At 46.5% G+C, this 26392-nt stretch carries 27 protein-coding genes; 14 read left to right on the top strand and 13 right to left on the bottom strand.

What is annotated here, in order from left to right; translation table 11 throughout:
* Positions 1-172: 172 nt before the first annotated feature.
* On the top strand, positions 173-631 hold the full coding sequence (locus P404_RS0107260; protein ID WP_014971604.1) for a MarR family winged helix-turn-helix transcriptional regulator: 459 nt from the start codon (positions 173-175) through the stop codon (positions 629-631).
* Positions 632-789: 158 nt separating this feature from the next.
* Positions 790-1422: an NAD(P)H-dependent oxidoreductase gene (locus tag P404_RS0107255; RefSeq protein WP_014971603.1), complete on the top strand. Its 633-nt coding sequence runs from the start codon at positions 790-792 to the stop codon at positions 1420-1422.
* Positions 1423-1470: 48 nt separating this feature from the next.
* Here the strand turns inward: P404_RS0107255 and P404_RS0107250 are convergent, their stop codons facing one another.
* Positions 1471-2193 carry a WecB/TagA/CpsF family glycosyltransferase gene (locus tag P404_RS0107250; protein WP_014971602.1) on the bottom strand — a complete coding sequence of 241 codons (723 nt, stop codon included), beginning with the start codon at positions 2191-2193 and terminating at the stop codon, positions 1471-1473.
* An 80-nt stretch (positions 2194-2273) separates the two neighbouring features.
* Here P404_RS0107250 and P404_RS0107245 point away from each other — a divergent pair, with 80 nt between their 5' ends.
* On the top strand, positions 2274-2933 hold the full coding sequence (locus P404_RS0107245; RefSeq protein WP_026830408.1) for a uracil-DNA glycosylase: 660 nt from the start codon (positions 2274-2276) through the stop codon (positions 2931-2933).
* Positions 2934-2986: 53 nt separating this feature from the next.
* On the opposite strand, the gene P404_RS0107240 is transcribed toward P404_RS0107245, so the two are convergent.
* The gene (locus P404_RS0107240) at positions 2987-3793 is read right to left on the bottom strand and encodes a Cof-type HAD-IIB family hydrolase (protein ID WP_014971600.1); all 807 of its coding nucleotides are present in this window, start codon (positions 3791-3793) and stop codon (positions 2987-2989) included.
* Positions 3794-3918: 125 nt separating this feature from the next.
* On the opposite strand from P404_RS0107240, the gene P404_RS0107235 reads away from it, so the two are divergent.
* The 6 genes from P404_RS0107235 (at position 3919) to P404_RS0107210 (ending at position 9715) form a co-directional block, all read left to right on the top strand.
* Positions 3919-5181: a hypothetical protein gene (locus P404_RS0107235; protein ID WP_236624348.1), complete on the top strand. Its 1263-nt coding sequence runs from the start codon at positions 3919-3921 to the stop codon at positions 5179-5181.
* A 23-nt stretch (positions 5182-5204) separates the two neighbouring features.
* Complete coding sequence (locus tag P404_RS0107230; protein WP_026830406.1) at positions 5205-5897, top strand: response regulator transcription factor; 693 nt, start codon at positions 5205-5207, stop codon at positions 5895-5897.
* On the top strand, positions 5894-7279 hold the full coding sequence (locus P404_RS0107225; RefSeq protein ID WP_014971597.1) for a sensor histidine kinase: 1386 nt from the start codon (positions 5894-5896) through the stop codon (positions 7277-7279). The genes P404_RS0107230 and P404_RS0107225 overlap by 4 nt, the downstream gene beginning before the upstream one ends.
* 97 nt (positions 7280-7376) lie before the next feature.
* Positions 7377-7754 carry a DUF1499 domain-containing protein gene (locus P404_RS0107220; RefSeq protein WP_026830405.1) on the top strand — a complete coding sequence of 126 codons (378 nt, stop codon included), beginning with the start codon at positions 7377-7379 and terminating at the stop codon, positions 7752-7754.
* Positions 7751-9178, top strand: coding sequence for a dihydrolipoyl dehydrogenase family protein (locus P404_RS0107215; RefSeq protein ID WP_014971595.1), 1428 nt, complete (start codon positions 7751-7753; stop codon positions 9176-9178). Before P404_RS0107220 ends, P404_RS0107215 begins: the two co-directional genes overlap by 4 nt.
* A gap of 3 nt (positions 9179-9181) precedes the next feature.
* The gene (locus P404_RS0107210; RefSeq protein ID WP_014971594.1) at positions 9182-9715 is read left to right on the top strand and encodes a DUF420 domain-containing protein; all 534 of its coding nucleotides are present in this window, start codon (positions 9182-9184) and stop codon (positions 9713-9715) included.
* 104 nt (positions 9716-9819) lie between these two features.
* Here the strand turns inward: P404_RS0107210 and P404_RS0107205 are convergent, their stop codons facing one another.
* From P404_RS0107205 to P404_RS0107195, 3 genes are all read right to left on the bottom strand, one after another.
* A complete protein-coding gene (locus P404_RS0107205) occupies positions 9820-10593 on the bottom strand; it encodes a flagellar motor protein MotB (protein WP_014971593.1) in 774 nt (257 codons plus the stop codon).
* Complete coding sequence (gene motA / locus P404_RS0107200; protein WP_014971592.1) at positions 10568-11353, bottom strand: flagellar motor stator protein MotA; 786 nt, start codon at positions 11351-11353, stop codon at positions 10568-10570. Before motA ends, P404_RS0107205 begins: the two co-directional genes overlap by 26 nt.
* 97 nt (positions 11354-11450) lie before the next feature.
* Positions 11451-11690 carry a hypothetical protein gene (locus tag P404_RS0107195; protein ID WP_014971591.1) on the bottom strand — a complete coding sequence of 80 codons (240 nt, stop codon included), beginning with the start codon at positions 11688-11690 and terminating at the stop codon, positions 11451-11453.
* A 160-nt stretch (positions 11691-11850) separates the two neighbouring features.
* Between P404_RS0107195 and P404_RS0107190 the strand changes: the two genes are divergently transcribed.
* Entirely contained in the window at positions 11851-13242 is a 1392-nt protein-coding gene (locus tag P404_RS0107190; RefSeq protein WP_014971590.1) for a TrkH family potassium uptake protein, read from the top strand.
* A gap of 65 nt (positions 13243-13307) precedes the next feature.
* On the opposite strand, the gene P404_RS0107185 is transcribed toward P404_RS0107190, so the two are convergent.
* From P404_RS0107185 to P404_RS0107175, 3 genes are read right to left on the bottom strand one after another with little or no spacing between them, the layout of a single operon-like run.
* Entirely contained in the window at positions 13308-14051 is a 744-nt protein-coding gene (locus tag P404_RS0107185) for a sugar nucleotide-binding protein (protein WP_026830402.1), read from the bottom strand.
* Entirely contained in the window at positions 14048-15133 is a 1086-nt protein-coding gene (locus P404_RS0107180; protein WP_026830401.1) for an SDR family oxidoreductase, read from the bottom strand. The genes P404_RS0107185 and P404_RS0107180 overlap by 4 nt, the downstream gene beginning before the upstream one ends.
* The gene (locus tag P404_RS0107175) at positions 15133-17274 is read right to left on the bottom strand and encodes a PAS domain-containing sensor histidine kinase (RefSeq protein WP_026830400.1); all 2142 of its coding nucleotides are present in this window, start codon (positions 17272-17274) and stop codon (positions 15133-15135) included. The genes P404_RS0107180 and P404_RS0107175 overlap by 1 nt, the downstream gene beginning before the upstream one ends.
* A 223-nt stretch (positions 17275-17497) precedes the next feature.
* Between P404_RS0107175 and P404_RS0107170 the strand changes: the two genes are divergently transcribed.
* The gene (locus P404_RS0107170; protein ID WP_051590469.1) at positions 17498-18025 is read left to right on the top strand and encodes a restriction endonuclease; all 528 of its coding nucleotides are present in this window, start codon (positions 17498-17500) and stop codon (positions 18023-18025) included.
* A 171-nt stretch (positions 18026-18196) separates the two neighbouring features.
* Positions 18197-18673, top strand: coding sequence for an LURP-one-related family protein (locus tag P404_RS0107165; protein ID WP_014971585.1), 477 nt, complete (start codon positions 18197-18199; stop codon positions 18671-18673).
* A gap of 48 nt (positions 18674-18721) precedes the next feature.
* Here the strand turns inward: P404_RS0107165 and P404_RS0107160 are convergent, their stop codons facing one another.
* Positions 18722-19342, bottom strand: coding sequence for a DUF1836 domain-containing protein (locus tag P404_RS0107160; protein WP_014971584.1), 621 nt, complete (start codon positions 19340-19342; stop codon positions 18722-18724).
* 116 nt (positions 19343-19458) lie between these two features.
* Here P404_RS0107160 and P404_RS0107155 point away from each other — a divergent pair, with 116 nt between their 5' ends.
* Positions 19459-20106 carry a diacylglycerol/polyprenol kinase family protein gene (locus P404_RS0107155; protein ID WP_014971583.1) on the top strand — a complete coding sequence of 216 codons (648 nt, stop codon included), beginning with the start codon at positions 19459-19461 and terminating at the stop codon, positions 20104-20106.
* A gap of 1 nt (position 20107) precedes the next feature.
* Here the strand turns inward: P404_RS0107155 and P404_RS0107150 are convergent, their stop codons facing one another.
* The 3 genes from P404_RS0107150 to P404_RS0107140 all read right to left on the bottom strand — a co-directional run bounded on the left by P404_RS0107150 (position 20108) and on the right by P404_RS0107140 (position 23543).
* Positions 20108-20971 (bottom strand): tetratricopeptide repeat protein, encoded by an 864-nt coding sequence (locus P404_RS0107150; protein ID WP_026830398.1) that lies wholly within the window; start codon positions 20969-20971, stop codon positions 20108-20110.
* Between the two features lie 109 nt (positions 20972-21080).
* Positions 21081-22205, bottom strand: a complete 1125-nt coding sequence (gene ald / locus P404_RS0107145) for an alanine dehydrogenase (RefSeq protein ID WP_014971581.1) — start codon at positions 22203-22205, stop codon at positions 21081-21083.
* 120 nt (positions 22206-22325) lie between these two features.
* Entirely contained in the window at positions 22326-23543 is a 1218-nt protein-coding gene (locus P404_RS0107140) for a PucR family transcriptional regulator (RefSeq protein ID WP_014971580.1), read from the bottom strand.
* A gap of 157 nt (positions 23544-23700) precedes the next feature.
* Between P404_RS0107140 and P404_RS0107135 the strand changes: the two genes are divergently transcribed.
* Complete coding sequence (locus P404_RS0107135) at positions 23701-25077, top strand: alanine/glycine:cation symporter family protein (protein ID WP_026830397.1); 1377 nt, start codon at positions 23701-23703, stop codon at positions 25075-25077.
* A gap of 440 nt (positions 25078-25517) precedes the next feature.
* Here P404_RS0107135 and P404_RS0107130 read toward each other — a convergent pair whose 3' ends face one another.
* A complete protein-coding gene (locus tag P404_RS0107130) occupies positions 25518-26372 on the bottom strand; it encodes a sulfite exporter TauE/SafE family protein (RefSeq protein ID WP_026830396.1) in 855 nt (284 codons plus the stop codon).
* Positions 26373-26392 lie beyond the last annotated feature (20 nt).

Genomic DNA, 26392 nt, shown 5'->3' with positions numbered 1-26392 from the left:
GATTAGACCTCCCTTGTAGTGTATATCAAGACCTTAATCTATGGAACGCGTTTCACGGCAAGGAAAAAGTGAACGCCACGTCGAAAGTAAGTAAAATTCGGACTGGAATTGACCAATGGAAAAAAGAGGTCTATGATTGTTTCGAATCAAGATAAAGAGGGGCGAACGTAAAATGGAATCGACAGACTCGAAGCTGGCATTAAAAATGCTCGTTGTTCTATCTCGTACGATGCACGCAGTAACGGAACAAGTGAAGGTCGACATCAAGACACATCAGTTGAACTCATCCGAATTTGGTGTTCTTGAATTGTTGTACCACAAGGGAGATACACCGCTTCAACAAATCGGTGATAAAATCTTATTAACAAGCGGCAGTGTGACATATGTCGTCGATAAATTAGAAAATCGTGGGCTTCTCGCGCGGCGCTCCTGTCCGACGGATCGCCGAGTGACCTTTGGGACATTGACGGAAGCAGGACAAACGTTAATGGAAGAAACGTTCCCGAAACATGAAGCGTTTTTGACAGATTTATTCAGTGATCTTTCGATTCCAGAAAAAGAACAGTTGATTGAGCTACTGAAACGGGTGGGTCATAGAGCCGATCACTATACACATGTGGAAAAAACCTAATCGTCAATGATTAGGTTTTTTTTTGAGCTTATAGTCAAGGTGATTCGGTTCGGGGGCAGTTTCTTTTTGATTCTTTGAAATCAAACTAATTGACAAACGAAAACCCTGTTGGTATATTTACTTACAGAAATTACTTTAGATAAAAAGGGGAAATAAAAATGACTAAATTACTTTATGTAACTGTAAACCCGAAATCGACAGAACACTCGTTTAGCCTTCAGGCTGGTGAAGCTTTCCTTGAGAGCTACAAAGCTGCTAACCCGAATGCTGAAGTACAAGTTCTTGATCTTTATAATGAAGACGTCCAAGAAATCGATACAGACGTATTAAGCGCATGGGGCAAATTCGCAACAGGCGAAGCGCTTTCGGAAGTTGAAATCGCGAAAGTCGGGACGATGACGAAACACCTTGAGCAGTACATGGAAGCAGACGAATATGTATTCGTTACGCCAATGTGGAACTTCTCATTCCCGGCACGTCTCAAAATGTACATCGACAGCGTTCTTCTTGCGGGTAAGACATTTGCTTACACAGCAGAAGGTCCTAAAGGATTGATGGAAGGCAAAAAAGCACTCCACATCCAAGCAACAGGCGGTGTCTACACAGGGTCAGGTCTTAACTTCGGTGATGACTACCTCCGTCAAGCACTTGCTTTCACAGGTGTAACGGATTACAACTCATTGTTCATCGAAGGTATGGCAATGAACCCTGAAAAAGCAGAAGAAATCAAAGAAGAAGCAATCGCGAAAGCAAAAGAACTTGGTCATTCGTTCTCAACGGTCAACGCATAAGAAAATGAAAAATCCTGCTTTCCATTATGGAGAGCAGGATTTTTTTCGTCAAAGATGCGATTTTTTTCGGAAGACAAGCAACACGAACAGCAACAAGTCTTTTAACTTTTCGAATCCACGTGGATGACTGGAGATTCGGTAGAGCCATTCCAGTTTGAGTGTCCGAAACAGCTTTGGTGCTCGTTTACTATGACCGGACCAGACATCAAAGGCACCACCAACACCGATGAAGAGACCGTGATCGACTTGATCATACACGGATGCAATCCATTGTTCCTGTTTGGGTGCCCCAAGTGCAACCAGGATTAGATCCGCTTGAGCAGCTTTAAGGGCTGTTGCCGCTTCTGCTTCTTTTCCGAATCCATGAAATGTCCCGACGAACTGAATGTCCGGGAAGCGGATGGCTAGTTGTTTGATCAATGATTTCATGACTTCCGGGCGTCCCCCAAGTAAAAATACACGTTTTTGCAGTGTATCCGCCGTGCGCAACAGCTCTCGGGCGGTTTCGATACCGGGTAACGTGGCCGTCAAGGGTTCGCCCATTCGTTTGCTTGCCGCCGTCACGCCAATCCCGTCAGGCGTAATGAACGTCGCCTGTCGCAATATGCGATTGTAAGCGGGGTCACGTAACGAACGTAAGACAAGTTCCGGGTTGGCCGTCACTAGAAAGGCTTTTTCATTATTGTGTAAAAGGGTTTTAATATGGGTATACCATGTCGACGGTGTTGCGTTGACAAAAGGTAAACCAAATAACTGGATTGTTTGAATCATCTTTATTCCACCTCATTACCCATCATAGCAGAATCAAGCGGAAGGAACAGAGGCTTGAGACTGAAAAAGGAGCGAGTCACATGCACCCAGCCTGGCAAGAAATCTTAAAAGAAGAGAAAGAAAAAGAATATTTCCAGCGATTATGGGACTTCGTCAAAACGGCGTATCACGAGACGACGGTTTACCCGCCGAAGGAACGGATTTTTCATGCGTTCGACGCGGTGGCACCGGAAGATGTCCGCTGTGTGATTTTAGGACAAGACCCTTATCACGGACCGAATCAGGCAAACGGACTAAGTTTTTCTGTGAATGACGGAATCGCGATTCCGCCTTCCTTACGTAACATGTATAAAGAACTCGTATCTGACCTCGGGTGTCCGGCACCGACGACAGGGAATCTTGAAGCGTGGTCAAAACAAGGTGTCTTTTTACTGAATACCTCTTTGACCGTGGAAACGGGGAAAGCGGGGTCACATGCAAAAAAAGGATGGGAATTCTTTACCGATCGTGTCATTGAAGTATTAGGGAAACAAGACCAACCGATCGTCTTCATCCTCTGGGGAAATCATGCGAAAAGTAAAAAAAGTTTAATTGATACGACACGTCATCTTGTACTCGAATCCGTTCACCCCAGCCCACTTTCAGCGAGTCGCGGATTTTTCGGAAGCCGACCGTATTCGCAAACCAATGACTGGTTAAAACAGCAAGGGAGATCTCCCATCGACTGGTGTATTTCTTGAAACACAAAAAGAGACTGACTTTTAAGTCGGTCTCTTTTTGCCGTTCCAGAAACTTAATCCATCATGAATTTTTCGACGACGAGGGCAATCCCATCTTCGTCATTCGAAGCCGTCATGTACTGCGCTTTTTCTTTGACGGTGTCGGCGGCATTCGCCATCGCAACACCTAGTCCGGCCCACTCGATCATCGATAAATCATTATTGCCGTCACCACACGCGATGACATCAGCACGTTTGATTCCGAGGCGGTTTGCGAGCAGTTCAAGGCTTGTCCCTTTTGTGACGCCGGCTTCTGTGAATTCTAAGAAAAATGGTTTTGACCGGGCAACAGCAAGTTCCCCTGCGAGTTCGAGCTGAAGTTTTTGTTCGACTTCCGCTAAACGGTTTTCTTCCGCTAGCATCAAACATTTTACGACCGGTTCTGTGACCGCGGCCTTGAAATCCGGTACCGGAATGACTTCCATCCCTGTGATTTCCCCTTCGAGCGTCGTATACGGGTTAGGCGTTTCCGTATAAATTTCATGCCCGACGTACGTATGGATATGAATGTTTTCCCGTTTACTTAAATCGTATAAACGATGTACCGTTTCCGGAAGAAGGGTACTGGAGAAGAGGGCTTCATTTGTTTTGCAGTCGATGATGGAAGCACCGTTAAAACTTAAGATATAACTGCCATAACGAGCGAGTTCGAGTTCTTTTGCCAGATCGACCATCGCGTAAGTCGGGCGACCGCTGGCAAGAACAACTTTTTTTCCACGACGCTGGGCATCGAGCAGTGCTTGTTTCGTTTTCGGAGAAATCGTGTGGTCACTCGTCAACAACGTATCGTCAAGATCAAGTACGATCATTTCATAAGCCATGAATATAAACCCCTTTCGAATATCTGTTACATCTTAACAAGTTGGCTCCTCTTCCACAATATACTCTCCTTGGAAAGAGTGTGATAAAGTTTGAGGAGAGCACGTATGGAAAGGATTTAAGTCTGATGAAATATTTTGTTATTTTCTTATCGACCCTATATTTAGCGGGATGTGGTCTTACCTTGCCTCACCCTGCGTCGTTACTCGAACACCCGGCTTTGCCCGAATGGGAAAAGTCGTTAAAAACAAAAATCGATGAAGATCTTCCGGCACAGGCGGAAATCGTTGCCCCTCGTAATCAATCGATTTCGAGATTATATGAATTGATTGATTTAAATCGGGATGGACGCGAAGAAGCGGTCACCTTTTACCGGATGCAGGATCAGGGAACGTTTCAAATCAAGCTGTTGGTCCATGAACGGATGAAGAAGAAGTGGGTGTTACGAGTCAGTCAGCCGATCGCGACCGGTCGATCGATCGATCAACTTCATGTCCTCACCGATCCAACGAAAACACGTAATCAATTGATGATTGGCGTGACGAGTCTGGAAAAAAATACAGTATATCTGTTAAAGGATTTGATGAAGTCGTCGATTGACGTCACTAAAATCGATACATACGATCGATTGACGATTGCCGACTTGAATCAAGACCAACGTCAGGATATGGTCTTGCTAAAAAAAGGCCAATCCACGGAGCTGGTTTATTATGAAGAGGCCTTGACGCCTGCTGTCCGACAAACAACGTTACTTCCGATACGGGAAGGCGATTTATTTGCGGATCATGATCTATTTGAAATCGATACGATCAATGCTGCGAAGAAAAAGGGTCTACTGGTGTCGTTTACACGTGATGCGACGATGCATTTGCTCGTGTTTCAGCTCGATCAAACGAAACTCACCCCAGTCGATTTTGCGGGAACATCAGAAATCATCGAACCGATGTATACATTTCCGAAAGATGTAGATCAAGATGGCATCGTAGAATTTGCCCATCAATACACACCAAAGGGCAGTATCGGACGGTCGATGGAAGAAAAACCACAAATCACAGCCTACTACGCATGGAATGGTGCAAGCGTACAACCGTTTCTCGAAAGTGGTTTTGAACTTCGCGAAGAACAGTACATTGATCTCGAATACAATTTCGTCATGCGATTCCCCGCTAATTGGGCGACACGTGAGACGATTGAGAAAAAAGACAATCGAGTGCGTTTCATTAATCGCGAGACTGGAACGATTGATTTTGAACTCGAAATCATTCCAAAAAATCAATACATCGCCAGTCATCAAAAGAAAAAAATCAAAGAAGGCATTGATTACGTCTATGTCATCACTGCCAACCAATCCTATGAAAAGTACGCAACGAATGTAGCACTTGTGGAATAAAGTAAAAGCAGGAGGAAAACAAGATGACAAAAATATTAGTGGCTGAGGATGAACATGCGATTCGTAGTTTCATCGTCATTAATTTAAAACGCGCCGGGTATGAAGTGATTGAAGCGGAAAACGGACGTGAAGCATTAGAACAGTTCGCACAACAGACATTCGATATCTTATTACTCGACATCATGATGCCGGAAGTCGACGGGTTTGCGGTTTGTGAACAAGCACGCTCCCAAGATGAAGTCGTCGGAATCATCATGCTGACGGCACGGACGCGGGAAGAGGATAAAGTCATGGGACTCAGTGTTGGGGCTGATGATTACATCGCAAAGCCGTTTAGTCCAGCCGAACTGCTGGCACGTATTCAATCGTTATTGCGGCGAGTCGAGACGTTGCGTCGCCGCAAACAACCCCGTGAGTTGCTTTCTGGTCCGTTTCGCATCGATCTTGGAGCGAAACGGGTTCAAAAAGCTGGCGTTGATGTGGAAGTTACACCGACGGAATATGATTTATTGTGTCACTTCATCAAAAATGAAGATCAAGTCATGTCGCGTGACGAATTATTAGATGCCGTCTGGGGTGAAAATTATTTTGGTGATCGCAAGACGGTTGATGTCAACATCCGTCGTCTTCGTCAAAAAATCGAAGAAAACCCGGCTGAACCTCAATTTATCGAAACGTTGTGGGGACACGGTTATAAATGGCGTAATGAAAAATGAAACGACAGATTTTGATGCGGTTCATGACGATTATTACCGTGACCGTCTTGCTTGTAATCGGTATTTTATCGTTCGTGACGTATAACTACTATTATGTGACAGCGACAGACGTCTTGAAACGACATGCGAATGCGAGTGCAGTTTTATTTGCGAACAGTGGTCTTGCGTATGACTTTCAAGATTCAGAAGCAACGATTCATGATGTGCTTGATTCATATGCCTATACAGATGCTGAAATCGAAGTCTTAGATGCTAAAGGAATTCCACGCTACTCGTCAACCGGATTCGTCTCGAAGCGGAATATGACGAAACAAGAAGTCAGTCGTTTATTGGCAGGAAACACGATTACGAAACGGTATGATGATCCGGCAACGGAGGAACATTTGCTCGAAGTGACGGAACCCGTCGTGTCGTTTGGACAGACGACCGGGGCACTTCGTTATACGACATCGCTTGCTAAAATTGATCAACGCGTCGTTGAAATCTGTTTAGCGATTCTATTGTTGGGTGTCGTCATCTGGGGGCTGGCGTATATCTATTCGTCCCGTCTCGTTTCGTCCATCGTTCGTCCGATTCAAGAAGTCATCGGTGCGTCCGATCAAATCGCGAAGCAACATTATGATGTCAAAGTCAATGAAGAGTACACGTTTGAATTAGGCGAACTCGCCCGGACCATCAACTACATGGGGCAACAAATCAAACAACAGGAAACGCTGAAGGACGAGTTCATTTCGGGAATCTCGCATGAATTGCGAACGCCGCTCACTTCGATCAAGGGCTGGAGTGAAACATTACTGGCAGAACCAGAACGTTTACCGGAAGAGGCTTCGCTCGGAATGGGCATCATCCACTCGGAGACGGAGCGTTTGATTTCGCTCGTCGAACAGTTACTCGATTTTTCGAAACTCGAAACAAGTCGTTTGGTTTTGTATCGGCAGGAAGTGAACATCACCGAAGTCATTGAAACGGTGACAGCCCAGTTACGTCAGAAGCTGGAGGAAAAAAACATCCGGATCGTCCGCAAGCTCCCGGCTCAGGTCGTCGGATTATACGATGAGAACCGCTTGAAACAAGTCTTTTTGAACTTACTGGATAATGCAATCCGTTTTTCACCAATCGGCGGTGAGATTACGATTCGTCTCGTCCGCTCGGAACGGGTCTTGTTCTTGTCCTTTAGTGACGAAGGACCCGGTATTCCAAAAAATCATCTCCGGCACGTAACGGAGAAGTTTTATCAGGTCCAAAAAGGAAAAGGAGGGACGGGGTTAGGGCTTGCCATCTGCCGTGAACTCGTCGAAGCGCATGAAGGAAAGTTATTCATCGACAACCAGCCGGAAGGAGGCGCAATCGCGACCATCCTTTTGCCGGTCACAAAAGCATAACGAGAAAGTCAAATGAGAAGCGCTTTCCAAACCGAACTGGTAAAGTAAAATGAGAATAAGGATTTACTGTAAGGCAAAACGAATGGAGGAATCAGTCATGGCACTTGGCGTATCGAATGGAACATTAAGTCCGCTCACTGGAAAACCAAACGCGGTATCGACACAGACGGATAAAGAAGCGTTGAAAATGGCACCTTTACCGTTCAAAGGAACTTTAGCAGAATCGAAGTTTCAAATCATGCGAATTCTTCAAAGTCTTGATCGGGTAACGGTCGTCAAAGAAGATTCCGATTACATTCATGCTGTCTTCTCAAGTAAAGTGTTTCGTTTTAAAGATGACGTCGAATTTTATTTTGACCAGGCATCTCAGACAGTCCATTTCCGGTCCGCTTCGCGCGTCGGTTATTCAGACTGGGGTGTCAACCGGAAACGGATGGAAGAGGTTGCAGCACGCTATAAGGAGGCTTCACGATGAAAAGTTATCAGTTGGTCGTTATTGGTGGCGGAGCAGCGGGGATGACGATTGCAGCGGGAGCGGCCAGTCTTGGTGCGCACGTCGCGTTGATTGAACGACATACACATTTAGGTGGAGACTGTTTACATTATGGTTGTGTCCCGTCGAAGGCCTTGATCGAAGCGGCACACGATGTACATGTCATGAATCAGACAGCGGCGAAATATAACATCACGTTGAACGGCGACGCCGTGTATGCGAAAACGAAAGCGAGTGTCGACCGGGCACGTAACATCATTCAATCCCATGATGGCACAAAACGATTTGAGGATTTAGGTGTCGATGTCTACATCGGGGAAGCCAGTTTTTTGAGTGCCAATGAAGTGGAAGTGGCAGGAGAACTCGTCGTCGGCGAGAAATTTGTCATCTCAACAGGTTCGCAGCCGATCATTCCACCGATTGACGGACTCGACACGATTTCATATTTGACGAACGAAACGATTTTCGAGCAGACGGAGCGACCAGAACGATTACTTGTCATCGGTGGTGGCGCGATTGGTCTCGAACTGTCTCAAGCCTATGCCCATCTCGGAACAGAAGTCACGGTCATCGAAGGAGCAACAGCGCTGATGTCGAAAGAAGACAAAGGCATGGTCGAAGTATTGCAACGGCAAATCGAGCAGGAATTGACGTTACACTTGAATACGACGGTCACAAGTGTCCGAAAAGCAGCGAGTGGGATTGAAGTGACAGTCAAAACAGGAGACGAATCACGTGTCATTGAAACGGATGCCGTCCTCGTCGCTGTCGGACGGAAACCACGGATCGAAGCGTTACGTCTCGACCGCGCGGGTGTTCGCGTCGAAAAAGGATATGTCCAAGTCGATGCGTCGCTTCGAACGAACCAACGCCACATCTTTGCCGTCGGCGATACGATCCAATCGTTACCGTTTACACATGTTGCCGGTCTTGAAGGGAAAACGGTTGTCACGAACGCCTTGTTCGGTTTACGCACAAAACCGGATTACCGAGCGGTACCATGGGTGACGTTCACGACACCAGAACTTTTCCACCTCGGATTGACAGAAGAGGAAGCGCGCCAGAAATATGATGATATCAAAGTCTATCAAACGGGTCTTGATGAAGTCGATCGGTTTGTCATCAATGGTCGGACCGAAGGACGTGTCAAACTGATTGCCGATAAACGTGGGAAATTGATTGGTGCCCACGCAATCGGTGAACAGGCGGGAGAATGGATGCAGGAAGTCGTGTATGCGATGGCGCGCAAAGATAAAGTCGGACAACTGTCACGTGTCGTCCATCCGTACCCGATTCGTGGAGCGGCCGTCCAACGTGCAGCGGATCTGTACTGGCGTGAACGCTTGTTTGATGGTCCATTACCAAAATGGTTAAAACGATACTTTGATTGGAAACAAGGAGAATGATGCATGCAGCAGTCTGCTAAAAAACGTAATTTCGTCCCAGTCGTCATCATCTTGACGCTTGTCATCAACCTGTTGGTCGCACTGTTATTTTTTGCGCCGCCCTTACAGGTCGGTGATGGGTTCGATTGGACACTATTGCCTTTTCTGAACGCAATCTTCAATAGCTTTACGTTTATGTTACTTCTCGGAGCATGGATTTCAATCCGCCGGGGAAATCGGGTCAACCATCGCCGTTTCATCGGCGGTGCGATGACGACGACGACCTTGTTCCTGATATCGTACGTGACATATCATGCGGTCAGTGAATCGACCAAATTCGGAGGAGAAGGGTTTGTCCGTCCCTTGTATTTCGTTATCCTGATTTCGCATATCATCTTAGCAGCGGTCATCGTTCCACTCGTCTTGATGTCGCTTGCCCATGCGCTGAATCAGAATTTCGAAAAACATAAGAAGTGGACACGCTTTACGATGCCGCTTTGGTTGTATGTCAGTCTGACTGGTGTCATCGTCTATGTGATGATCCGTCCGTATTATTAAATAAAAACAGGTCCATTCCGAACGCTTCGGAATGGACCTGTTTAAGTATATAAGCTGAGTGATCGGTACCTGAACCTATAGTTAGTTGTGGTAGGAGTGGACTGTCAAGGTGTGGCATTCTGATCCTCTAATACGTTTTGTGCTTTAATATCGATCAACGGACGAATCAAGACTTCGACACGCCGGTTTTGGCTCCGGCCGCGCTCTGTCTGGTTCGAGGAAATCGGCTGATACTCTCCGTATCCACTTACCGTAAAGCGTTTTGGTGCCAGTTGAGGATTACGTTGGAGTGCCCGCATGAAGCTGATTGCCCGTTCGGCACTGAGCTCCCAGTTCGATGGATACTGCGCCGTATTGATCGGAATGTTATCGGTATGACCAGAAACCTGAATTTGACGCTGGCCCGCTTTGACGAGTAGTGTGCTCATGCCTTGAGCGATTTGAATCGCATCTCCCTTTACGTCGGCTTGGGCAGGGGAGAAAAGAGCCCGATCCCGAATCGTGAACACCAGGCCCTCGTTCGTGACTTCGACTTTGATGTCTTTTTCAAGCTTCTGTTTTTTGATGTAGTCATTCGCTTCTTCTTTGATTTTTTCGAGCTCCGCAATCTCATAGCTCTGAGCTTTCGTGCGCGCATCCGTCTTTTTCGAATCCTCTTCTTCCTGTGAGCTCGACAAGGAACTGTTCGTAATCATGCCGGACCCGCCGTTGAAGACGGAACTAAACGATTGAGACATCGCTTTAAGTTTTACGGCATCAACGTTACTTGATGCAAAAAGAACGATGAACAGAGCGAGTAGTAAGGTAAGTAAATCCGCATAAGGGATTAACCAGCCTTCGGAAATGTGTTCGTCATGCGGCTTCTTTTTCCGTTTCATACGTCGCACGCTCCTTCGGTGTCAGATAGACAAGTAATTTATCCTCCAGGTTTTTAGGAGATTCTCCGTTCTGGATGGATAAAATACCTTCAATCATCATTTCATACAGTTGAATTTCACTGGCTGACTTTTGCTTTAACTTGGTCGCAAACGGAAACCACAAGACGTATCCGGTAAAAATCCCGAATAGCGTCGCGATGAATGCACCGGAAATCGCATGACCTAATTTTTCGATGTCCGATAGATCAGACAAGGCCGCAACAAGTCCGATGACGGCTCCAAGGACGCCGAGCGTCGGAGCATATGTACCCGCTTGCGTGAAGATGTTTGCGTTCGCATGGTGACGTTCGGTCATGTTTTCAAGATCACGGGTCATGACGTCTTCGACATATTCTGACGGTTGACCGTCGATGACCATCATGACGCCGCGTCGCATGAAGGCATTGTCGACTTCTTCGAGCGCTGTTTCAAGCGACAGCAAACCTTCTTTTCGGGCTTGCGTCGAGAGTGTTAAAAACTGTTGGAGTAACGTTTGTTTTGTCATCAGTTGTTGCTCAAAGAAGATGACTTTAAACAAAGCAGGGATGATCTTTAAACGTTCCTTTGGAAAGGAAATCATGATTGCTGCCGCAGTACCGGCAAAAATAATGACGAGCGCCGCCGGGTTCAGCAACGCGATAGGAGAAGCTCCTTTTAAAAACATTCCTCCGACCAGGGTGATGAGCCCTAGTATAATACCAATAATCGACACGATATCCATTTCAGTTGTGCCACCTTTCCCCATGTTGTCTGATCGTGAACGAAAAATAAAAAGAGCAGAAGAGGCGTCTTCTGCTCGGAAATCCAAAAACCGAGAATCACGCGCCGTTTTCGTCGATAAGCAATTGAATGCTTTCGTTTCGTTCGTCACGCTCTATATCGGTTAATACATCGTATTTTTTTAATGCAATATACAATTCATTTAGAATTGATTGATCTACATGTAGCGATAATAATTCCTCGAATTGATAATACAACTGTGCGGGCATCCATTGTGATTGGCGTTCTAGCCTTCGCCAGACGTCCTCAATCGTATGGTCAGCCGTCCTAGGGTCCACTGTTTCCTTCAACCTCCTTTTCTGATTAAACGTCGACTTTTATCTATTTTACCAAAAAAAAACGAAAACGTTTAGCGGATTGCAGATTTAAATAGAACAAATGTTTTTGAGGGAGTATGATAGATGCGATTGGGTCATTTCATCTAGGAGGAGTATGAATATGTTTTCACATAAAAGACGGTCGCGATTAGCCATGTTCGGGCGGTTTGGAGAAGTGGTGTATCATCAATTATTTGATAAACCAGCTCGATTTATTGCGATGGGTTTTACATTAACGATTTTATTGGGCGGCTTTTTATTGTGGTTACCAATCGCTCAACAGGCAGGTCAAGATGTCTCGTTTATTGATTGTCTGTTTGTCGCGACGTCTGCCGGTACAGTAACTGGTTTGTCGCCGATCAACATCGCGGAAGCCTATAATCTGTTGGGGCAGATTATTCTGATGCTGTTGATTCAGATTGGTGGACTGGGCTTCATGACGATTGCACTTGTTCTGTTGAGTGTGACAGGACGAAAAATCGGAATTCGTCAACGGATCATCATACAAGAGATGTTTAATCTCGATAGTCCGGGCGGCACGATTCGTCTTGTCCGCAACATCATTTTGACGACGGTCGTCGTTGAATTGATTGGGATGTTATTGATTGCCCTCGACTTGTTCATTCAATACAAGTACACGCTCGGAAAATCATTATATTATGGATTGTTCCATGCAGTCTCAGCATTCAATAATGCTGGTTTTGCCTTATGGGGCGATAATCTGATGGGGTTCCAGCAGGATACGACGTTCATCTTGACGATTGCAGCGTTATTGATGATTGGTGGACTGGGTTTTACGGTCATCGCCGATTTGTCTGCGAAACGCAGCTTTAAAAAAATTTCACTTCACTCGAAATTGATGGTCTTGTCATTGCTTGTCATCAACGGTCTTGGTGTCATCGCGATGATGATTTATGAGTGGCTCTCGCATCTTGGTTCACTCCATGAAGCCTCTTTTTCTGAGGCTTTGCACATCGTATTTTTCCAAGTCGTCACGACGCGTACCGCAGGTTTTCAGACGATTGATTTGACGACGATGGTCCCGCTTTCGATTGGATTGATGATGGTCCTGATGTACATCGGGGCGGGTTCCGCTTCGACCGGGTCCGGTATCAAGGTGACGACCGCGGCCGTCATCTTGAAAAACGTCTGGACCTATCTGCGTGGACAACGAGAGACAGTCTTGATGCGACGGACGGTTCGGCCGCAGGCAGTTCAAAAAGCGTATGCGATTGCTGTCTTCAGTCTCTTGTTCATTGCCTTGATTACGACGTTACTCGCATTGTCGCAACCCAACATCTCGTTCGTAGGATTATTTTTTGAGACTGTCTCGGCATTTGGGACAGTAGGGTTGTCGTTGAACGTGACGGCAGAGCTGAATGGTGTGGGGAAGGGGTTAATCATGTTCATGATGTTACTCGGACGCGTTGGCTCGTTGACGATTCTTTTCACCTTTGCTGCGCAACATGACCGGACGATTCGTTATCCAAAAGAAAATATGTTGATTGGCTGATTCTCAGGAACAGCATAAAAAAATGTCGTTTGATCCCGTTGCTTAGCGGAATCGAACGACATTTTTTAGGAAGGCAAGGAGAGACGCTCCGTAATCGGTCGGAGAACAACCCGGTAATCACGCATACGGTCGTCGCGTGTAATCGTGTTGTCTTCTGTGATCGACCACTTCGAACCATGTAACGTATTAAGGGCGGTTGCAATATCGAAGAATGAATGATCTCGATTGCCATTGGCGAGATACAGACCAGGTCTCTCTGATGTGATGAGTGTATATAGCGTACCCGCCGTGTCTTCCAAGAAAGCGCAGGAAGGATACCAGTTTGTACTGGCAGGAATCTCTCCTGACGCAGCATGACGTTCTAAGTAGTCGATCATATTATTCGAACCTGCCGCTTGTCCGATTTGCCAACCAATCCGGACGATGTAGGCATCCGGATTGACAGCTTGGATGAGTCGTTCACATGTCCGTTTGTAAAAACCGTACTCATCTTCTGCTTCAGGGGCGATGGAAGGGTCGTGAGGACCCTGTTGATGATCAGCATAGACAGATGCCGTACTTGTGAAAAGGAACGGGATGTTTCGTTCGAACGACAGACGTGCAAGCGTCTCGGCGAATTCAGCCGATCCCATGCCGATATGAAGTAACAGGTCCGGTTGAACCCGGTCGATGAACGCTTCCATGAGGGCAAGGTCCGTCGTCGAGACGACGGAGCGATCCCATGCCGTCACGTCATAGCCGTGTGTCCGGAAGACATCTGCTACGACGGGAGCGACCGTTCCGTTCATGCCAGTAATCAAAACATTCATGTCGTCTCCTCCATCTGTGGGTGGTTTTTTTTATAATAGGTGACTAGCCGAGGAATGAGTTCTGCTAAATCAGGACAGATGATACCGGTCCCATCGAGATCGCGTAACGTATTACTTGTGTCATACCGTACCGGATGCACAAAATAATCAAGCGTCTGTCGTTGCATCTGCAGTCGCTTAGTGACACGCGGCGTCAAGACCGATGTGACGAGACGAAACGGGACGACACCACGCGGATACGAACCGTAGTAGACGACATGCAACATCTCGTAGATGGCTCGGGCACCATGGGGGAATGGATCCGTCAGATGATACGTCTTCTGAATGCCTGACGGGGCATGACTGAGATAGGTGGTCGCATTGACGACATAATCATAAGGAACCAGATTGACGAGTGCGTTCGCACGTCCTGCATAGGGTAACGGCGAAAATTTGTTCAGCAGTCGTAAGGCGTTTAGGACGAAGTAAACGCCATCCCATTTAGGTGTTTCCCCCGTCTGGGAATGCCCGACGACGATACCGGGACGGATGATCGTATAGGGCAATGTCCCGACTTCTTTTCGGAACCGGACCTCTGCGAGATATTTTGTTTCTTCATACGCATTTTTAAAGGCCGTATGATGGGTCAGTTCGTTTTCGAACACGGTTCCCGTCCGTAGACCAGACACATAGGCGGTACTGAAATAAACGTATCGTTCTAAGTGAGTGAAGGTATGGGCGAGCCGTGTCACGTTAGATGTGCCGATGACGTTGATGCGAAAAGCCGTATCGTAGGAAGTCGCTAAATCATACAGTGCCGCAAGGTGAAATACGTGGGTGACACGAAACGCCAACTCTTGCCGAATCTCGTTTGGCAAACCCAGTCCGTCCTTTGTAATATCACCTTCGATTAAGATCAGTTGCTCATCCTGTAAGGCAGTCGTTTTTAAAAAGTGTTTTTTTTGAGCGACGGCGCTTGTATGCTCATGTTTGAGATGAAGCAAATAAAAACACTCAATCTGTTCCGGAACAAGCGCCAGTCGTTCGATGAGCTTCGTGGCCAAAAATCCAGGGAAACCGGTCATAAGATAAGTTCGTTTCATTATTTTTCAAAATCCTTTCGTGGATCAAGTTCCAACACGATTGTGAACGTGGATCCGTGATTTAGTTCTGATTCGACGGAGATGGCGCCACCATGGGATTCGATGATTTCCTTACAAATCGCAAGACCTAAGCCCGTCCCGCCAATCTTCCGGACGTCCGAGTTATCGACCCGGTAAAATTTCGTGAACAGTTTATCAAAAGCATTTTGAGGAATTCCAAGTCCATAATCCCTTACGTTCAAAATCGCTTGATCCGCCGATTGTTCGAGTCGAACATCGATATGGTCTGATGAAGGTGAATACTTGATCGCATTCGATAACAAGTTGATGATGACTTGTTTGACCTTATCCTCGTCTGCGAAGATCAGGATCGGATCATCGTTCAGATGAACATGAATTGTATGGGTCTCGGCCGTCTCACCAAAGTGTTCAATCGTTTCGAGCAGAAGCTGGCGCAATGAAAACGGTTTGAAGGCATATTCCTCTTTGCCACCTTCCATACGTTGGATGTCTAAAAAATCATTCAGTAGGGTGGTCAGTCGTTTGGCTTCGTCATGAACGATTTGGATATACCGTTTTGTCTTCTCCGGTGTTGGTTGTCGATAACGTAACAGTTCCATGAAACCGAGGATCGAGGAAAGGGGGGTACGCAATTCGTGCGACACGGTACTGACCAATTCATCTTTGACTTGATCCATTTTTTGTTCTTCGGTCCGATCGCGGAAGACGAATAAAAAACCATGTCGGGAAAAACGACTTTTTTCCTTTTTGATGGACGTCGCATAAAACTCAAAATAATGATTACTGGACTCATCCGGTTGTTGTAACGTGAAACGGAAGGAAATTTCAGAATGTTTTCCTGCAAATAATTCTTCGACTTGCTGCAGCATGGCATAACGGGTCGCTAAGTCTAAACTTGGTATCATACTGATCCGTTCTTGAATCTTACTTGGAGCGATACCGGGGACATCAAGCAGTTTGCGTGCCTTGACATTCATATAGATGAAACTGCCGTCTTCTTCCGTCAATAAGAAACCTTCGTTCGAAGCTTGAAGAATCGACTGGGTGATATCCCGTTGCCGCATGATGGCATTTTTTTCACGCTCTAACATTTTTTCGATTTTTTTTCGTTCACTGATGTCGCGGACGACGGCGACACGCATGCGTGTTTTATCGTACGTGATTTCACGTGGGAATACTTCGATTTCGACGGATGTTTCATCTGCCCGTCGTCCGATGACTTCGTAAGGTTCTTCGTAATGGGCAGTGATTCTTCGAATGACGGACTCTTGAAACTCAGGTTGGATAAAGTCGAGGATCCGGTGACCTTTCATCAGCTCAAGTTTAGTCCGGAAAATGATCTCGGCTGCCCGGTTAGCATCAAGAATGATGCCGTTATCGTGGAAAATGACAGCTTCCAGAACGGATTCCGCAATCAATCGGAACCGACGTTCACTTTTGGCGAGGTGTGTCTCGACTTGTTTTTGAGCACTGATATCCGTGATGAATAAGAAGAAGCCACCTTCCGCAAGCCGGGTCATGTAGAGGCGCCCATGAAAATGAGAACCATCTTTTCGATGATACGTCCATTCATTTTCCGTATCTCGTCCATGTAACAGAAGAATATCCTCGTCTGTCAGATTTTTTAAATTCAATTGTTCGAGATGTTGTTTTCGAAGTTGGAACTCGTTCCGATCGTGTAAGGAGATTGGCGTCATTTTATGGAGAAGCTCCGGATTATCAAATCCGAACATCGTGCTCGCCGTTTCATTTAAGGCAGTGATGAGAAAGTTGGAATCCGTCACGAGAAGACTCGCATCGAGCGTTGAACTCAACAGTTGGTTGAGATCAAGGGACTTGATGGTCACTAAAAAGAAATCCGTCTGTTCGACTGGAGAAATCGTTAGGGTATAGGGTGGTGCGACGAGTTCGGTACGGTCAGAAATCGGGAAAGTTGTTTCGTCGACTCCGAAAAATGAACTTAAGGAATCGTCAGTGGATGAGGTCATGAATTGTTTATGGAATGCAGGATTCGCAAAGTCGATCACACCTCGTCGATCAACTAACACGACAGGTTCTTCGAGAGCGCGTAACGTTGCATGGATGACTTTGCTGGAAGAAGGAGATGAATGTTCTGCCATGAGCTGCCTCCTTAAAAAAGATAAGCGATAGGTTTGTTCGCATCAAAAAGTCACTAGCGATAGAGACGTATTCTCTATATATTCTCCGTCGATTGACGACGTTCCTTTTGAATGAACCAGACAAGCGCAAATTTAGTATGATGAGGTCAAGGCAATAAACATATTCGGTTTGCTGTACATAAGTCACATGAAATCAATTTACAGACAGGAGAGGGAAAGGGAAATGATGCAGAAACGGACGAAACGAAGAATGATCGCCTTGCTGTTTGCAGGGAGCGGAGCAGTTGGCGCTTATTTTTTTTCGAGTTCTTGGGAACCTTTAATCTTGATTATCAGTATAGTAGGGTGTACACTCTTTTTAATCCTTTCCTTCCTGACACCGTCGCTTGCGAATCGCTTGGACCGGATGGAAGGGCGCGAGTTTGAGGAATGGTTAGTCGAGCTTTTTGAAACAGCCGGGTATCGTGTCGAGTTGACACCGGCCTCACGAGATTTCGGAGCAGATTTGTTGATTGAAGACGCACAAGGGTATAGGATTGCGATTCAAGCGAAACGATACGGGTCAGCCGTTGGTCTTGAAGCGGTTCAACAAGTGGCAGCCGCCGTCCCGTTTTACGAAATGGACGAGGGGTGGGTCGTGACGAACTCGACTTATACGGAAGCCGCTTATCGCTTAGCTGAACCGAACCGGATTCGCTTGATTGATCGAAACGAATTACTGGAATTTGCCCATGAGAGTGGCTTTCGCTAACATTGTCGAATGATTGTCGACAAAAGGGGGTTGTCAATTTGTTCAAACGGTGTAATAATCATTTTCGTTAACGAAATATCAGTCAGATAAAGAAAATCAATTTATTCGGAATGTCTAAATATACTGGGGACGAACTACCAGCACTTTTTAGCAGTGAGAGGAGAATTTCTGTTGCGCAAAGTTGTCTATGTGCAGGGTTGCGTTTTTTCGCAAGGTCATGCCGCGATTTATGATGAGTCCCACCAAATGATTGGTGCGGTTCAACACGACGAAACAGGTCGTGTCCAAGTAATGAATGGTGAAGGTAGAGGGGTAGCGTTTGGTAAGTTCATCCCGACATGTAAGAAATGGGTCGTGATGAACCACGATGGTCAAGAAGTAGGTCAAATGCGTGAGAAATTTTCACTCTTCTCGAAGAAATGTGAGTATAACGTGTATGAACGTGGCACGTATACCATTTCCTTCGACCTGACAAAAGGAAAATTCTCAGTACGGAGTTCAGCGGGAGAAGTCGTCGCAGAATTGCTGCAAGACGGCGATGAATACCGTCTCGTCAAAGATGCGGACAAACTTTCGATGTACGAACTGCTCTCTGTCTTAAAAAGTCTAACGAATACCGTCAACTATAAATCGCTGACAGCGGTTTAATCCCAAAAAAAGATGCCCTTCCGTGAGACGGAAGGGCATCTTTTTTGATTAAGTCTGCAAGACTTGCTGGAGGCGTTGCTTCGCTTCGTGCGTCAGATGCGAGATACGGCGTGCGTAGAGGCAGAGCTGAAGCACGTGGACCGTTTCAGGGCGATATGCGTTGATTCGTTCTAACGACCGTCTCAGGCGTTTTTCCGTCAATTCAATCGGACCGCTTGTTTCCGAATGTTGGGTATAGACGAGATAAAAATCAAGCGGACTGATCAAGTCATCTTCATCGATGTTTGGGTTCTTAAAGACAATCGTCAATAATTCCCGTGTTTCTTCTAATGAAAAGAGATGCTTCAAATCATCGAGTAAGTAAATGATAGCTGCTTGATTGATGGAATACTTCTTACCACGGTGCGGAACACCGATGATGTCACGGACTTCACGTTTCGTCCAGTTTTGAATCGTTGTTGCCGACATATGTTCCCCGATCAAGGCGTTGGCAAGATGAACGATCTCATTGATGGACAAACCATTTTTAGTGGAATCAAATTGTTTAAGGCGGGTTATTACTTTCGGAAGCTCGGTTTCTTCTTCCGAAACGAGCGGACCGATTCCTTTACCTTCTTTTAAACGAAGTAGGCAGCTGGATAACGTTTGAACTGCTTGAGCATCATACATTCAGAATACTTCCTCTCTAGAACGTCATTTGACCTTATGTTAACAAATGAAGGTTCGAAAGAGCAAACGCCAATCGAACACAGTACAATAGAAGTAGCAGAAAAAGGGGGATTCGCATGGAGTGGATTGCTGCAATTGGAACAGTCGTCATCGTTGGAATCGTCTTAATGCTACTGGAATGGATCGGGCGAAAAAGACAGGCACAACCAGAAACGATTCGAAAATGGATTCATATCGCGGTCGGACATTGGGTCTTTTTGGCACTAGCTTGGATCAATCATTGGTATATCGCGATTGTCCCACTACTCTTTTTTATAATTGTTAATCTTGTGACCTTAAAACGAGGGACCGGGCAAATGAATCAGGTCGAACGGATTTCCTACGGGACAGTCTATTACCCGGCATCACTAGCAGTATTAGTCTTCCTGTTTTTCGAACAGGAACCGATGGCTCTTGTCGCGGGGAGTATGGTTCTTGCCTGGGGAGATGGATTAGCCGCACTCGTCGGGAAAAAAATCGGAAAGACATTTTATACCCGTGGACAAATCCAGCGCTCATTTGAAGGGAGCATCGCGATGTTTCTCGCGTCATTCCTCGTCCTGACCGTGACGTTCTTATTTTATGAATTACCGTCTTGGCTCGCCGTCAGCTACGGATTTTTACTTGCCAACATCGCAACGTTGATCGAAGCCGTTTCGTACCGTGATACCGATAACTTGCTGATTCCGTTGACGATTGGTGCTCTCGTCGCGTTCGCTCTTTAAGTCATCTGCGGTGCAGCAGACGATTGACCCAGTACCGTGACCGGATGGATAGATACAGTGGGATGGCGCGTAAACCGCCGTGACGGAACGTCAGGTCACGACAAATGTCAGTGAAAATCTTGTGGTACATCCGTTCGTCGGATTGATCGTAGATGGCTGCCCACATACTGTGTTCGACCATCAAGGAAAGAAGTGAATCAAGCTGAGCTGTAGTCACTTCGTCCGGTTCACCGTCAAGTCTCTTACAGAAGAGGTCATACCGCATTTCGGTATTGTTGGCGGCAATCGCGTGAAACACCATGTCATGTCGATGTTCAGGAATTTCAATGAGTAACGCATAGAGAGATTCCAAGACATACTCGTCATGACCTGGCATCGACTGCATCATATCGATGGTCATCAGTGTCCCTTCTCCGCCAGGTCCGATTTTTTTCAAATACTGCAGAGCGTGATGCGCAGCCTCACCATGAAATTCACGGTCGTAATAATGAACGGCAAGGTGGCGGTGAACAATCGGTTCGTCAGGGAAAAGCTTGAGGGCAGTCAAAAAATGTTGTTCCGCCTCGTGCTGAAATTGCTCTACTTCGCTCATTAAACCAAGAAGCAGGTGGGCCCGAACATGATCTCCCGTCTTGTCACGTGCTTGGTCGATTTGTTGACGTGCTGCTGAAAATTTTTTTGCATGAAACAAATCATAAGCAAGTGCGATGCCCGGAAGGGGATGAGTCGGTGATACATTCTGAAGGTATTGAATTTTTTCATGCAGTCGATCCACTTCGATTTCAGAAGTCAGATGATTCAAGAGGTCAAGTTCCGCAAACGGAATCGTGATGTCGTTTGATTGTGCGTGTAACGTATGTGTCATATCTAATCCACCTTATGTCTTGTTATCTTTTCATCATATAGGATATCTGAGACAAGAAACAGTCCGTTGCTTCGCGCAACGGACTGTTTCTTGTCTGCATGTTATGACATTAAGCGTGCAAGTGTAGGACATCCTCAACCGATTTATACGTGTAACCTAAGTCGCGTGCAACGGCTTCGTACGTGACGAATCCTTGTGCGACATTCAACCCTTTTTCGAGGGACGTATTCTCGGCAAGTGCACGGTGTGTTCCTTTGTTTGCAAGTTCAAGCACATAAGGAAGCGTTGCATTCGTCAAGGCGAGTGTCGATGTGCGGGGAACCGCACCCGGCATGTTGGCGACGGCATAATGGACGACACCGAATTTTTCGTACGTCGGATCGTCATGTGTTGAGATCCGGTCGACCGTTTCGAAAATTCCACCTTGGTCAATCGCAACGTCGACGATGACCGAACCTGGTTTCATTCGTTCGACCATCTCAGCCGTGACGAGTTTTGGCGCTTTCGCTCCAGGAATCAAGACAGCACCGACGACAAGATCACTTTCAGCGACTGCTTCTGCAATCGTATACGGATTTGAAATCAATGTGTTGATTGAATTGCCGAAGATGTCATCGAGTTGACGGAGACGTTCCGGACTCACATCGATGATCGTAACATCGGCACCAAGACCGACAGCCAGTTTCGCTGCGTTTGTTCCGACGACTCCACCACCGATGACCGTGACCTTACCGCGACGGACACCTGGTACGCCAGCTAACAGAATGCCCATGCCGCCGTGTGGTTTTTCAAGGAACTGGGCCCCGATTTGTGACGCCATCCGACCAGCCACTTCGCTCATCGGCGTCAGTAGTGGTAACGTCCGGTTCTTTTCGACCGTTTCGTACGCAATCGCTGTGATTTTTGAATCGACGAGTGCCCGTGTCAATTCAGGTTCTGCTGCGAGATGCAAGTACGTGAACAATGTGAGTTCCGGGCGGAAGTATTGGTATTCAGAAGCCACTGGCTCTTTGACCTTTAATGCCAGTTCAGCAGTTGCCCAGACTTCAGCCGCTGTCTCGATGATTTGCGCACCGGCTTGCATATATTCCTCGTTCGTAAAGCCGCTTCCCATACCAGCTGCTGTTTCGATGATGACCGTATGCCCTTGACCCGTTAAAGCCGCTACCCCAGCAGGCGTTAACGCGACACGGTTCTCATTATTCTTAATTTCCTTTAATACTCCGATGATCATAAATGCGATCCCCTTTCGCGAATAAACAAACAATGTATCACTTCCCCTTCAGTATACGAGAAATGAAAGCGTACGACTTTATCGGCGATTTCAAAAATACAAGCAATCCTTTGTGAAAAATCACAAAGGATAACGGTCTGCTTTTAGATACAAGTAAAGGAGTGCCCGTTCCGGCAGGGACTCCATCCGGATGCCGGCCTCTTCTTCAATCCGGCGCATCCGATACAGGATCGTATTTGGGTGGACGTGCAGATGGGAAGCCACCTGCTTGACGTTCCCGTCGTAGTGTAAAAACCACTCTAATGTTTCACATAAAGAAGCCGCATGTTTCCCGTCATATGCACGGAGACGTTCGATTTCTTCGAGACGGACGGTTCGTCGGCGCAAGCGCTCGGAAAAGATCGGCAACAGTTGGAATAAGCCAAGTCGTTCATACCGGGTCACCGCATCCAACTCAAAGGGAAAGGCATCCTTCAACCGCAAGACGATTCCAGTTTCTTCGTAACGCTCGGGAATCGACTGAACACCGGTAAAGACCTCACTACTCGCGGAAATAAAATTCGTATAACCGAAACGTTCCGCAAGCATTTGGCGAAAGGAGTGGATGAAGGCATCAAATTGAAGCCGTTCGTGTTGGACGTCTTGATCGTTTGTGCTGATCCACAAAATGAAATCTGTTTCATCATACGCATAGAGGAGCGGTCGAACCGTTTGCTGAATCGTCAACAAATAACGAAGACGATCAGCAAGACGCGGCGTGATGGCTTCCGAAAAACGAATCACCATCAAACGACTGATGCCGGGTGGTGCCAGGTGGAGTTTCGAGAAGGTTTTTAAGATTTCTGATTCTGGCATTTCTTCATGAAGCAATTCAAAAAAGAATTGTTCTGATTTTTCTTCTTGGCGTTTTTTTTGCATATCGATTGCAAGCAACTGCCGTTGGGCAAGTAAGGCGCCTGTCTTTAAATCAGCTAATTCTTTTGTGGAAAAAGGAGTGCTTCGAGCGATTGACCAAATGTAGCCGAGAATTTCAGCATCTTGTTTAATCGCAATCGCCACACGGTCATTCAGACCAACACCGGTCCGAGCTGAAATGATGAGGGGTTCATCTTGTGCAGCCAGATTTTGAATGACTTCATCTTTCCAAAGCTGATCGATGACCGACTCTGGAACCCGTCGACCGATGATGGTTGCGATCCGGGCGGGATCCGTATCGACCGTATGTGTACTGTAGGCGAGCAGACGATGATTTCGATCTTCAATCGTAATCGGTGCATTGAGTGCAATGCCGATGGCCTCTGCTAAATCATCAAGCGAATGATATGTCGCTTCTAGCATAAAAGCATTCCTTCTTTCTCTCTAAAACATCTGATGTAGTTAGTATATCTTTGTTTGTGTGAAATCACAAAAATTTTCGATACGGATTGTAAGAATAAACAAACTTGTGATAAGGTGAGCGACAGAGTAGAGGTTAAGAGAGAGAGGATCAAAAAACATGGATGTGTTACAACTGATTTCATCATGGATTTGGGGGATTCCCAGTATGGTCTTGTTGGTCGGGACAGGACTGTACTTTACGATTCGTTTACGTGGATTACAATTTCGGCGGTTAAAACAAGCGTTTCAACTTGCTTTGACCAAGTCAGAACAAGGAGAAGGAGAAATCAGTAGCTTTCAAATGTTGATGACATCGCTTGCTGCGACGATCGGAAACGGGAACATTGCGGGAATCGCCGTTGCCTTGACGATGGGAGGGCCGGGGGCCGTCTTTTGGATGTGGATCATCGGACTGATCGGAATGGCGACGAAGTATGCGGAAAGTTTACTGGCGATCATTTATCGCGATCGAAATGATCGTGGTGAAGTCGTCAGTGGACCGATGTATTACATCGAAAAAGGACTTGGAAAAGGATTCAAACCGTTAGCGGTTGCCTTTGCTATTTTCGGCTTAATCGCATCGTTTGGTGTCGGGAACACGGTTCAGGCGAATGCGATGTCGACCGTATTGAATCAAACCTTCCAAGTGCCATTACTCGTCTTCGGGATCGTATTAGCGATTGCGGTCTATTTTTCGATCCGTGGTGGTCTAGAACGTGTCAGCGCCATCTCAACGGTTTTTGTACCAGTGATGAGTCTGCTTTACATCTGTGCGGCATTATTGATTCTGTTCATTCAGGCGGATCAAATTCTACCGGCACTTGGATTGATCGTTCAATATGCGTTTGAACCGCTTGCGCCGGCGGGGGCGTTCACGGGTATTTCCATCATGGTTGCGATGCAAGTCGGAGTCGCGCGCGGAATCTTCACGAACGAAGCCGGTCTTGGGACGGCTGCCCTGATTGCGGGATCGGCTAAGAGTGAACGTCCTGCGGAACAAGGATTGATTTCGATGACCAGTACGTTCATCGTGACGATCATCGTCTGTACGATGACGGCGCTTGTTTTGATGACGACCGGATTTTGGGATCCTTCCGGCGGGGAGTTGTCAGGTGTAGTCCATGATGCGTCCTTATCGGGTGCTGCGTTGACATCGGCAGCATTTACGAGTGTCCTCGGTGCCAGTGGAGCCTGGATTGTTGCATTTTCGGTATTTTTCTTTGGGTATTCGACGATTATCGGATGGTACGTCTACGGAGAAAAATGTTTGGAGTATTTGAGTGGTGCTACACGGTTTAACGAAACGTACCGGATCATCTTTGCGGTTGCTGCCTGTTACGGTGCGATTGCAAATCTTGAGCCGCTTTGGCTGGTTGCAGACATCGCCAACGGGCTGATGATGATTCCGAATTTAATTGGTATGTTGTTGCTTTCGAAAGTCGTCATTGATCATACAAAACTGTATGAGGCAGGTACGATTCGAAACGTAGCGTAAAAAAAGGAGGCTGGGACATAACTTAGTTGCGTATACGCCATCACGCTTCTCTCACGCGCTTTCCTCAGGCTAGAAACAAGGCCCGGCGATCTGCCCATTCGGACAGATCGCCGGGCCTTGTTTGTCTCTGACAGCGCAAGTCACCTTGCGCTTTTTCCTGTAGGAGTCGCGTAAACGCGTGATTTCGTCTTAAAAAAATGTCACGGAAACATGAATGCGGCTGACTCATAAGTCAGACCAAAATCAATCGTTCTAACGGTCATTTCGATGCAAATTCTTATTGTTCACGAAGAAAAAGGGAGGTGGATTTCCGGATCAAACACCGAAAATCCACCTCCCTTCATTCCTTTTAATCGAGAGATGTCCTCACGTTTGAGTCAGTCCCATTCGTTTTTGTAGGGAATGTTTTTTTTCTGACACGCGCTAGGTGGCGAGGTTAGTTAAGGTTTTGTCGAGCGTTTTCTACTATAGACGACCAACGTCATCAAAAAGACGAGACTGAGCGTCACGAGTACGATCAGCGAAGCCGTATTGAAATGAAGTACTTCAAGGAGCACGCTTAAGGCGACGGTCAAATAGAAGATCCCCAAATATTTTTTGACGAATGGACTTTCAAAATGAGCTAATTGTTTCGCACCGATCGGCGCACCGAGTAATGCCCCGATGATCAACATGATGCCAACGACAAGGTCAACATCGGTACTTGCAACCGTATAGTTGACGAGTCCGGACAGGACGATTAATAAAGCCGAGGCGATACTTGTCCCGACCGCACGTTTGAGTTCATACCCGGCAATCCCGACGAGCAACGGCGTGATGATGAATCCACCACTGACTCCGAGTAAAGACGAGATGAATCCAGCAAATAAACCGATGAAGCCGAGGGCGAGGTAACGATTTTTCCAACCGGTCTGTATACCATCAGTGGACTTCGGATGTAAAAACTTGTTGGCGAAGTATAACAACAATCCGATGTAAACCACTGAAATGACGAGATGCGCCCCATTGACTTCTTCTAATTGAAGGACGATGGGGGTAGCAATCGTCGAACCGATGATACCGACTAAACCGACAACCAGACTGTCACGCCAAACGACATTTTTCAAACGAAGATGGGATAACGTCCCCGACACTGTTGAGCCTAATGTCAGCATCAAACTCGTCGCGATGGCGACACTTGGTGCAAAACCAAGAATTAACAATAACGGAGTCAGAATGATTCCACCGCCGATTCCAAAAAAACCAGAGATGATGCCAATGAAAAATCCGAGAGGTAAAAAATAATAAAAGTCCATCTATGCCATTCCTTTCACGA

It is taken from the genome of Exiguobacterium antarcticum DSM 14480, assembly GCF_000685865.1.
Taxonomy (GTDB): domain Bacteria; phylum Bacillota; class Bacilli; order Exiguobacteriales; family Exiguobacteriaceae; genus Exiguobacterium_A; species Exiguobacterium_A antarcticum.
The sequence above is the reverse complement of the archived record's forward strand: the minus strand, read 5'-3'. Positions and strand labels throughout refer to the sequence as shown.

Excerpts from the sequence above, each read along its gene's own strand:
- P404_RS0107260 (WP_014971604.1), top strand. The coding sequence starts at position 173 with ATGGAATCGACAGACTCGAAGCTGGCATTAAAAATGCTCGTTGTTCTA.
- P404_RS0107255 (WP_014971603.1), top strand. The coding sequence starts at position 790 with ATGACTAAATTACTTTATGTAACTGTAAACCCGAAATCGACAGAACAC.
- P404_RS0107250 (WP_014971602.1), bottom strand. The coding sequence starts at position 2,193 with ATGATTCAAACAATCCAGTTATTTGGTTTACCTTTTGTCAACGCAACA.
- P404_RS0107245 (WP_026830408.1), top strand. The coding sequence starts at position 2,274 with ATGCACCCAGCCTGGCAAGAAATCTTAAAAGAAGAGAAAGAAAAAGAA.
- P404_RS0107240 (WP_014971600.1), bottom strand. The coding sequence starts at position 3,793 with ATGGCTTATGAAATGATCGTACTTGATCTTGACGATACGTTGTTGACG.
- P404_RS0107235 (WP_236624348.1), top strand. The coding sequence starts at position 3,919 with ATGAAATATTTTGTTATTTTCTTATCGACCCTATATTTAGCGGGATGT.
- P404_RS0107230 (WP_026830406.1), top strand. The coding sequence starts at position 5,205 with ATGACAAAAATATTAGTGGCTGAGGATGAACATGCGATTCGTAGTTTC.
- P404_RS0107225 (WP_014971597.1), top strand. The coding sequence starts at position 5,894 with ATGAAACGACAGATTTTGATGCGGTTCATGACGATTATTACCGTGACC.
- P404_RS0107220 (WP_026830405.1), top strand. The coding sequence starts at position 7,377 with ATGGCACTTGGCGTATCGAATGGAACATTAAGTCCGCTCACTGGAAAA.
- P404_RS0107215 (WP_014971595.1), top strand. The coding sequence starts at position 7,751 with ATGAAAAGTTATCAGTTGGTCGTTATTGGTGGCGGAGCAGCGGGGATG.
- P404_RS0107210 (WP_014971594.1), top strand. The coding sequence starts at position 9,182 with ATGCAGCAGTCTGCTAAAAAACGTAATTTCGTCCCAGTCGTCATCATC.
- P404_RS0107205 (WP_014971593.1), bottom strand. The coding sequence starts at position 10,593 with ATGAAACGGAAAAAGAAGCCGCATGACGAACACATTTCCGAAGGCTGG.
- motA (WP_014971592.1), bottom strand. The coding sequence starts at position 11,353 with ATGGATATCGTGTCGATTATTGGTATTATACTAGGGCTCATCACCCTG.
- P404_RS0107190 (WP_014971590.1), top strand. The coding sequence starts at position 11,851 with ATGTTTTCACATAAAAGACGGTCGCGATTAGCCATGTTCGGGCGGTTT.
- P404_RS0107185 (WP_026830402.1), bottom strand. The coding sequence starts at position 14,051 with ATGAATGTTTTGATTACTGGCATGAACGGAACGGTCGCTCCCGTCGTA.
- P404_RS0107180 (WP_026830401.1), bottom strand. The coding sequence starts at position 15,133 with ATGAAACGAACTTATCTTATGACCGGTTTCCCTGGATTTTTGGCCACG.
- P404_RS0107175 (WP_026830400.1), bottom strand. The coding sequence starts at position 17,274 with ATGGCAGAACATTCATCTCCTTCTTCCAGCAAAGTCATCCATGCAACG.
- P404_RS0107170 (WP_051590469.1), top strand. The coding sequence starts at position 17,498 with ATGATGCAGAAACGGACGAAACGAAGAATGATCGCCTTGCTGTTTGCA.
- P404_RS0107160 (WP_014971584.1), bottom strand. The coding sequence starts at position 19,342 with ATGTATGATGCTCAAGCAGTTCAAACGTTATCCAGCTGCCTACTTCGT.
- P404_RS0107155 (WP_014971583.1), top strand. The coding sequence starts at position 19,459 with ATGGAGTGGATTGCTGCAATTGGAACAGTCGTCATCGTTGGAATCGTC.
- P404_RS0107150 (WP_026830398.1), bottom strand. The coding sequence starts at position 20,971 with ATGACACATACGTTACACGCACAATCAAACGACATCACGATTCCGTTT.
- ald (WP_014971581.1), bottom strand. The coding sequence starts at position 22,205 with ATGATCATCGGAGTATTAAAGGAAATTAAGAATAATGAGAACCGTGTC.
- P404_RS0107140 (WP_014971580.1), bottom strand. The coding sequence starts at position 23,543 with ATGCTAGAAGCGACATATCATTCGCTTGATGATTTAGCAGAGGCCATC.
- P404_RS0107135 (WP_026830397.1), top strand. The coding sequence starts at position 23,701 with ATGGATGTGTTACAACTGATTTCATCATGGATTTGGGGGATTCCCAGT.
- P404_RS0107130 (WP_026830396.1), bottom strand. The coding sequence starts at position 26,372 with ATGGACTTTTATTATTTTTTACCTCTCGGATTTTTCATTGGCATCATC.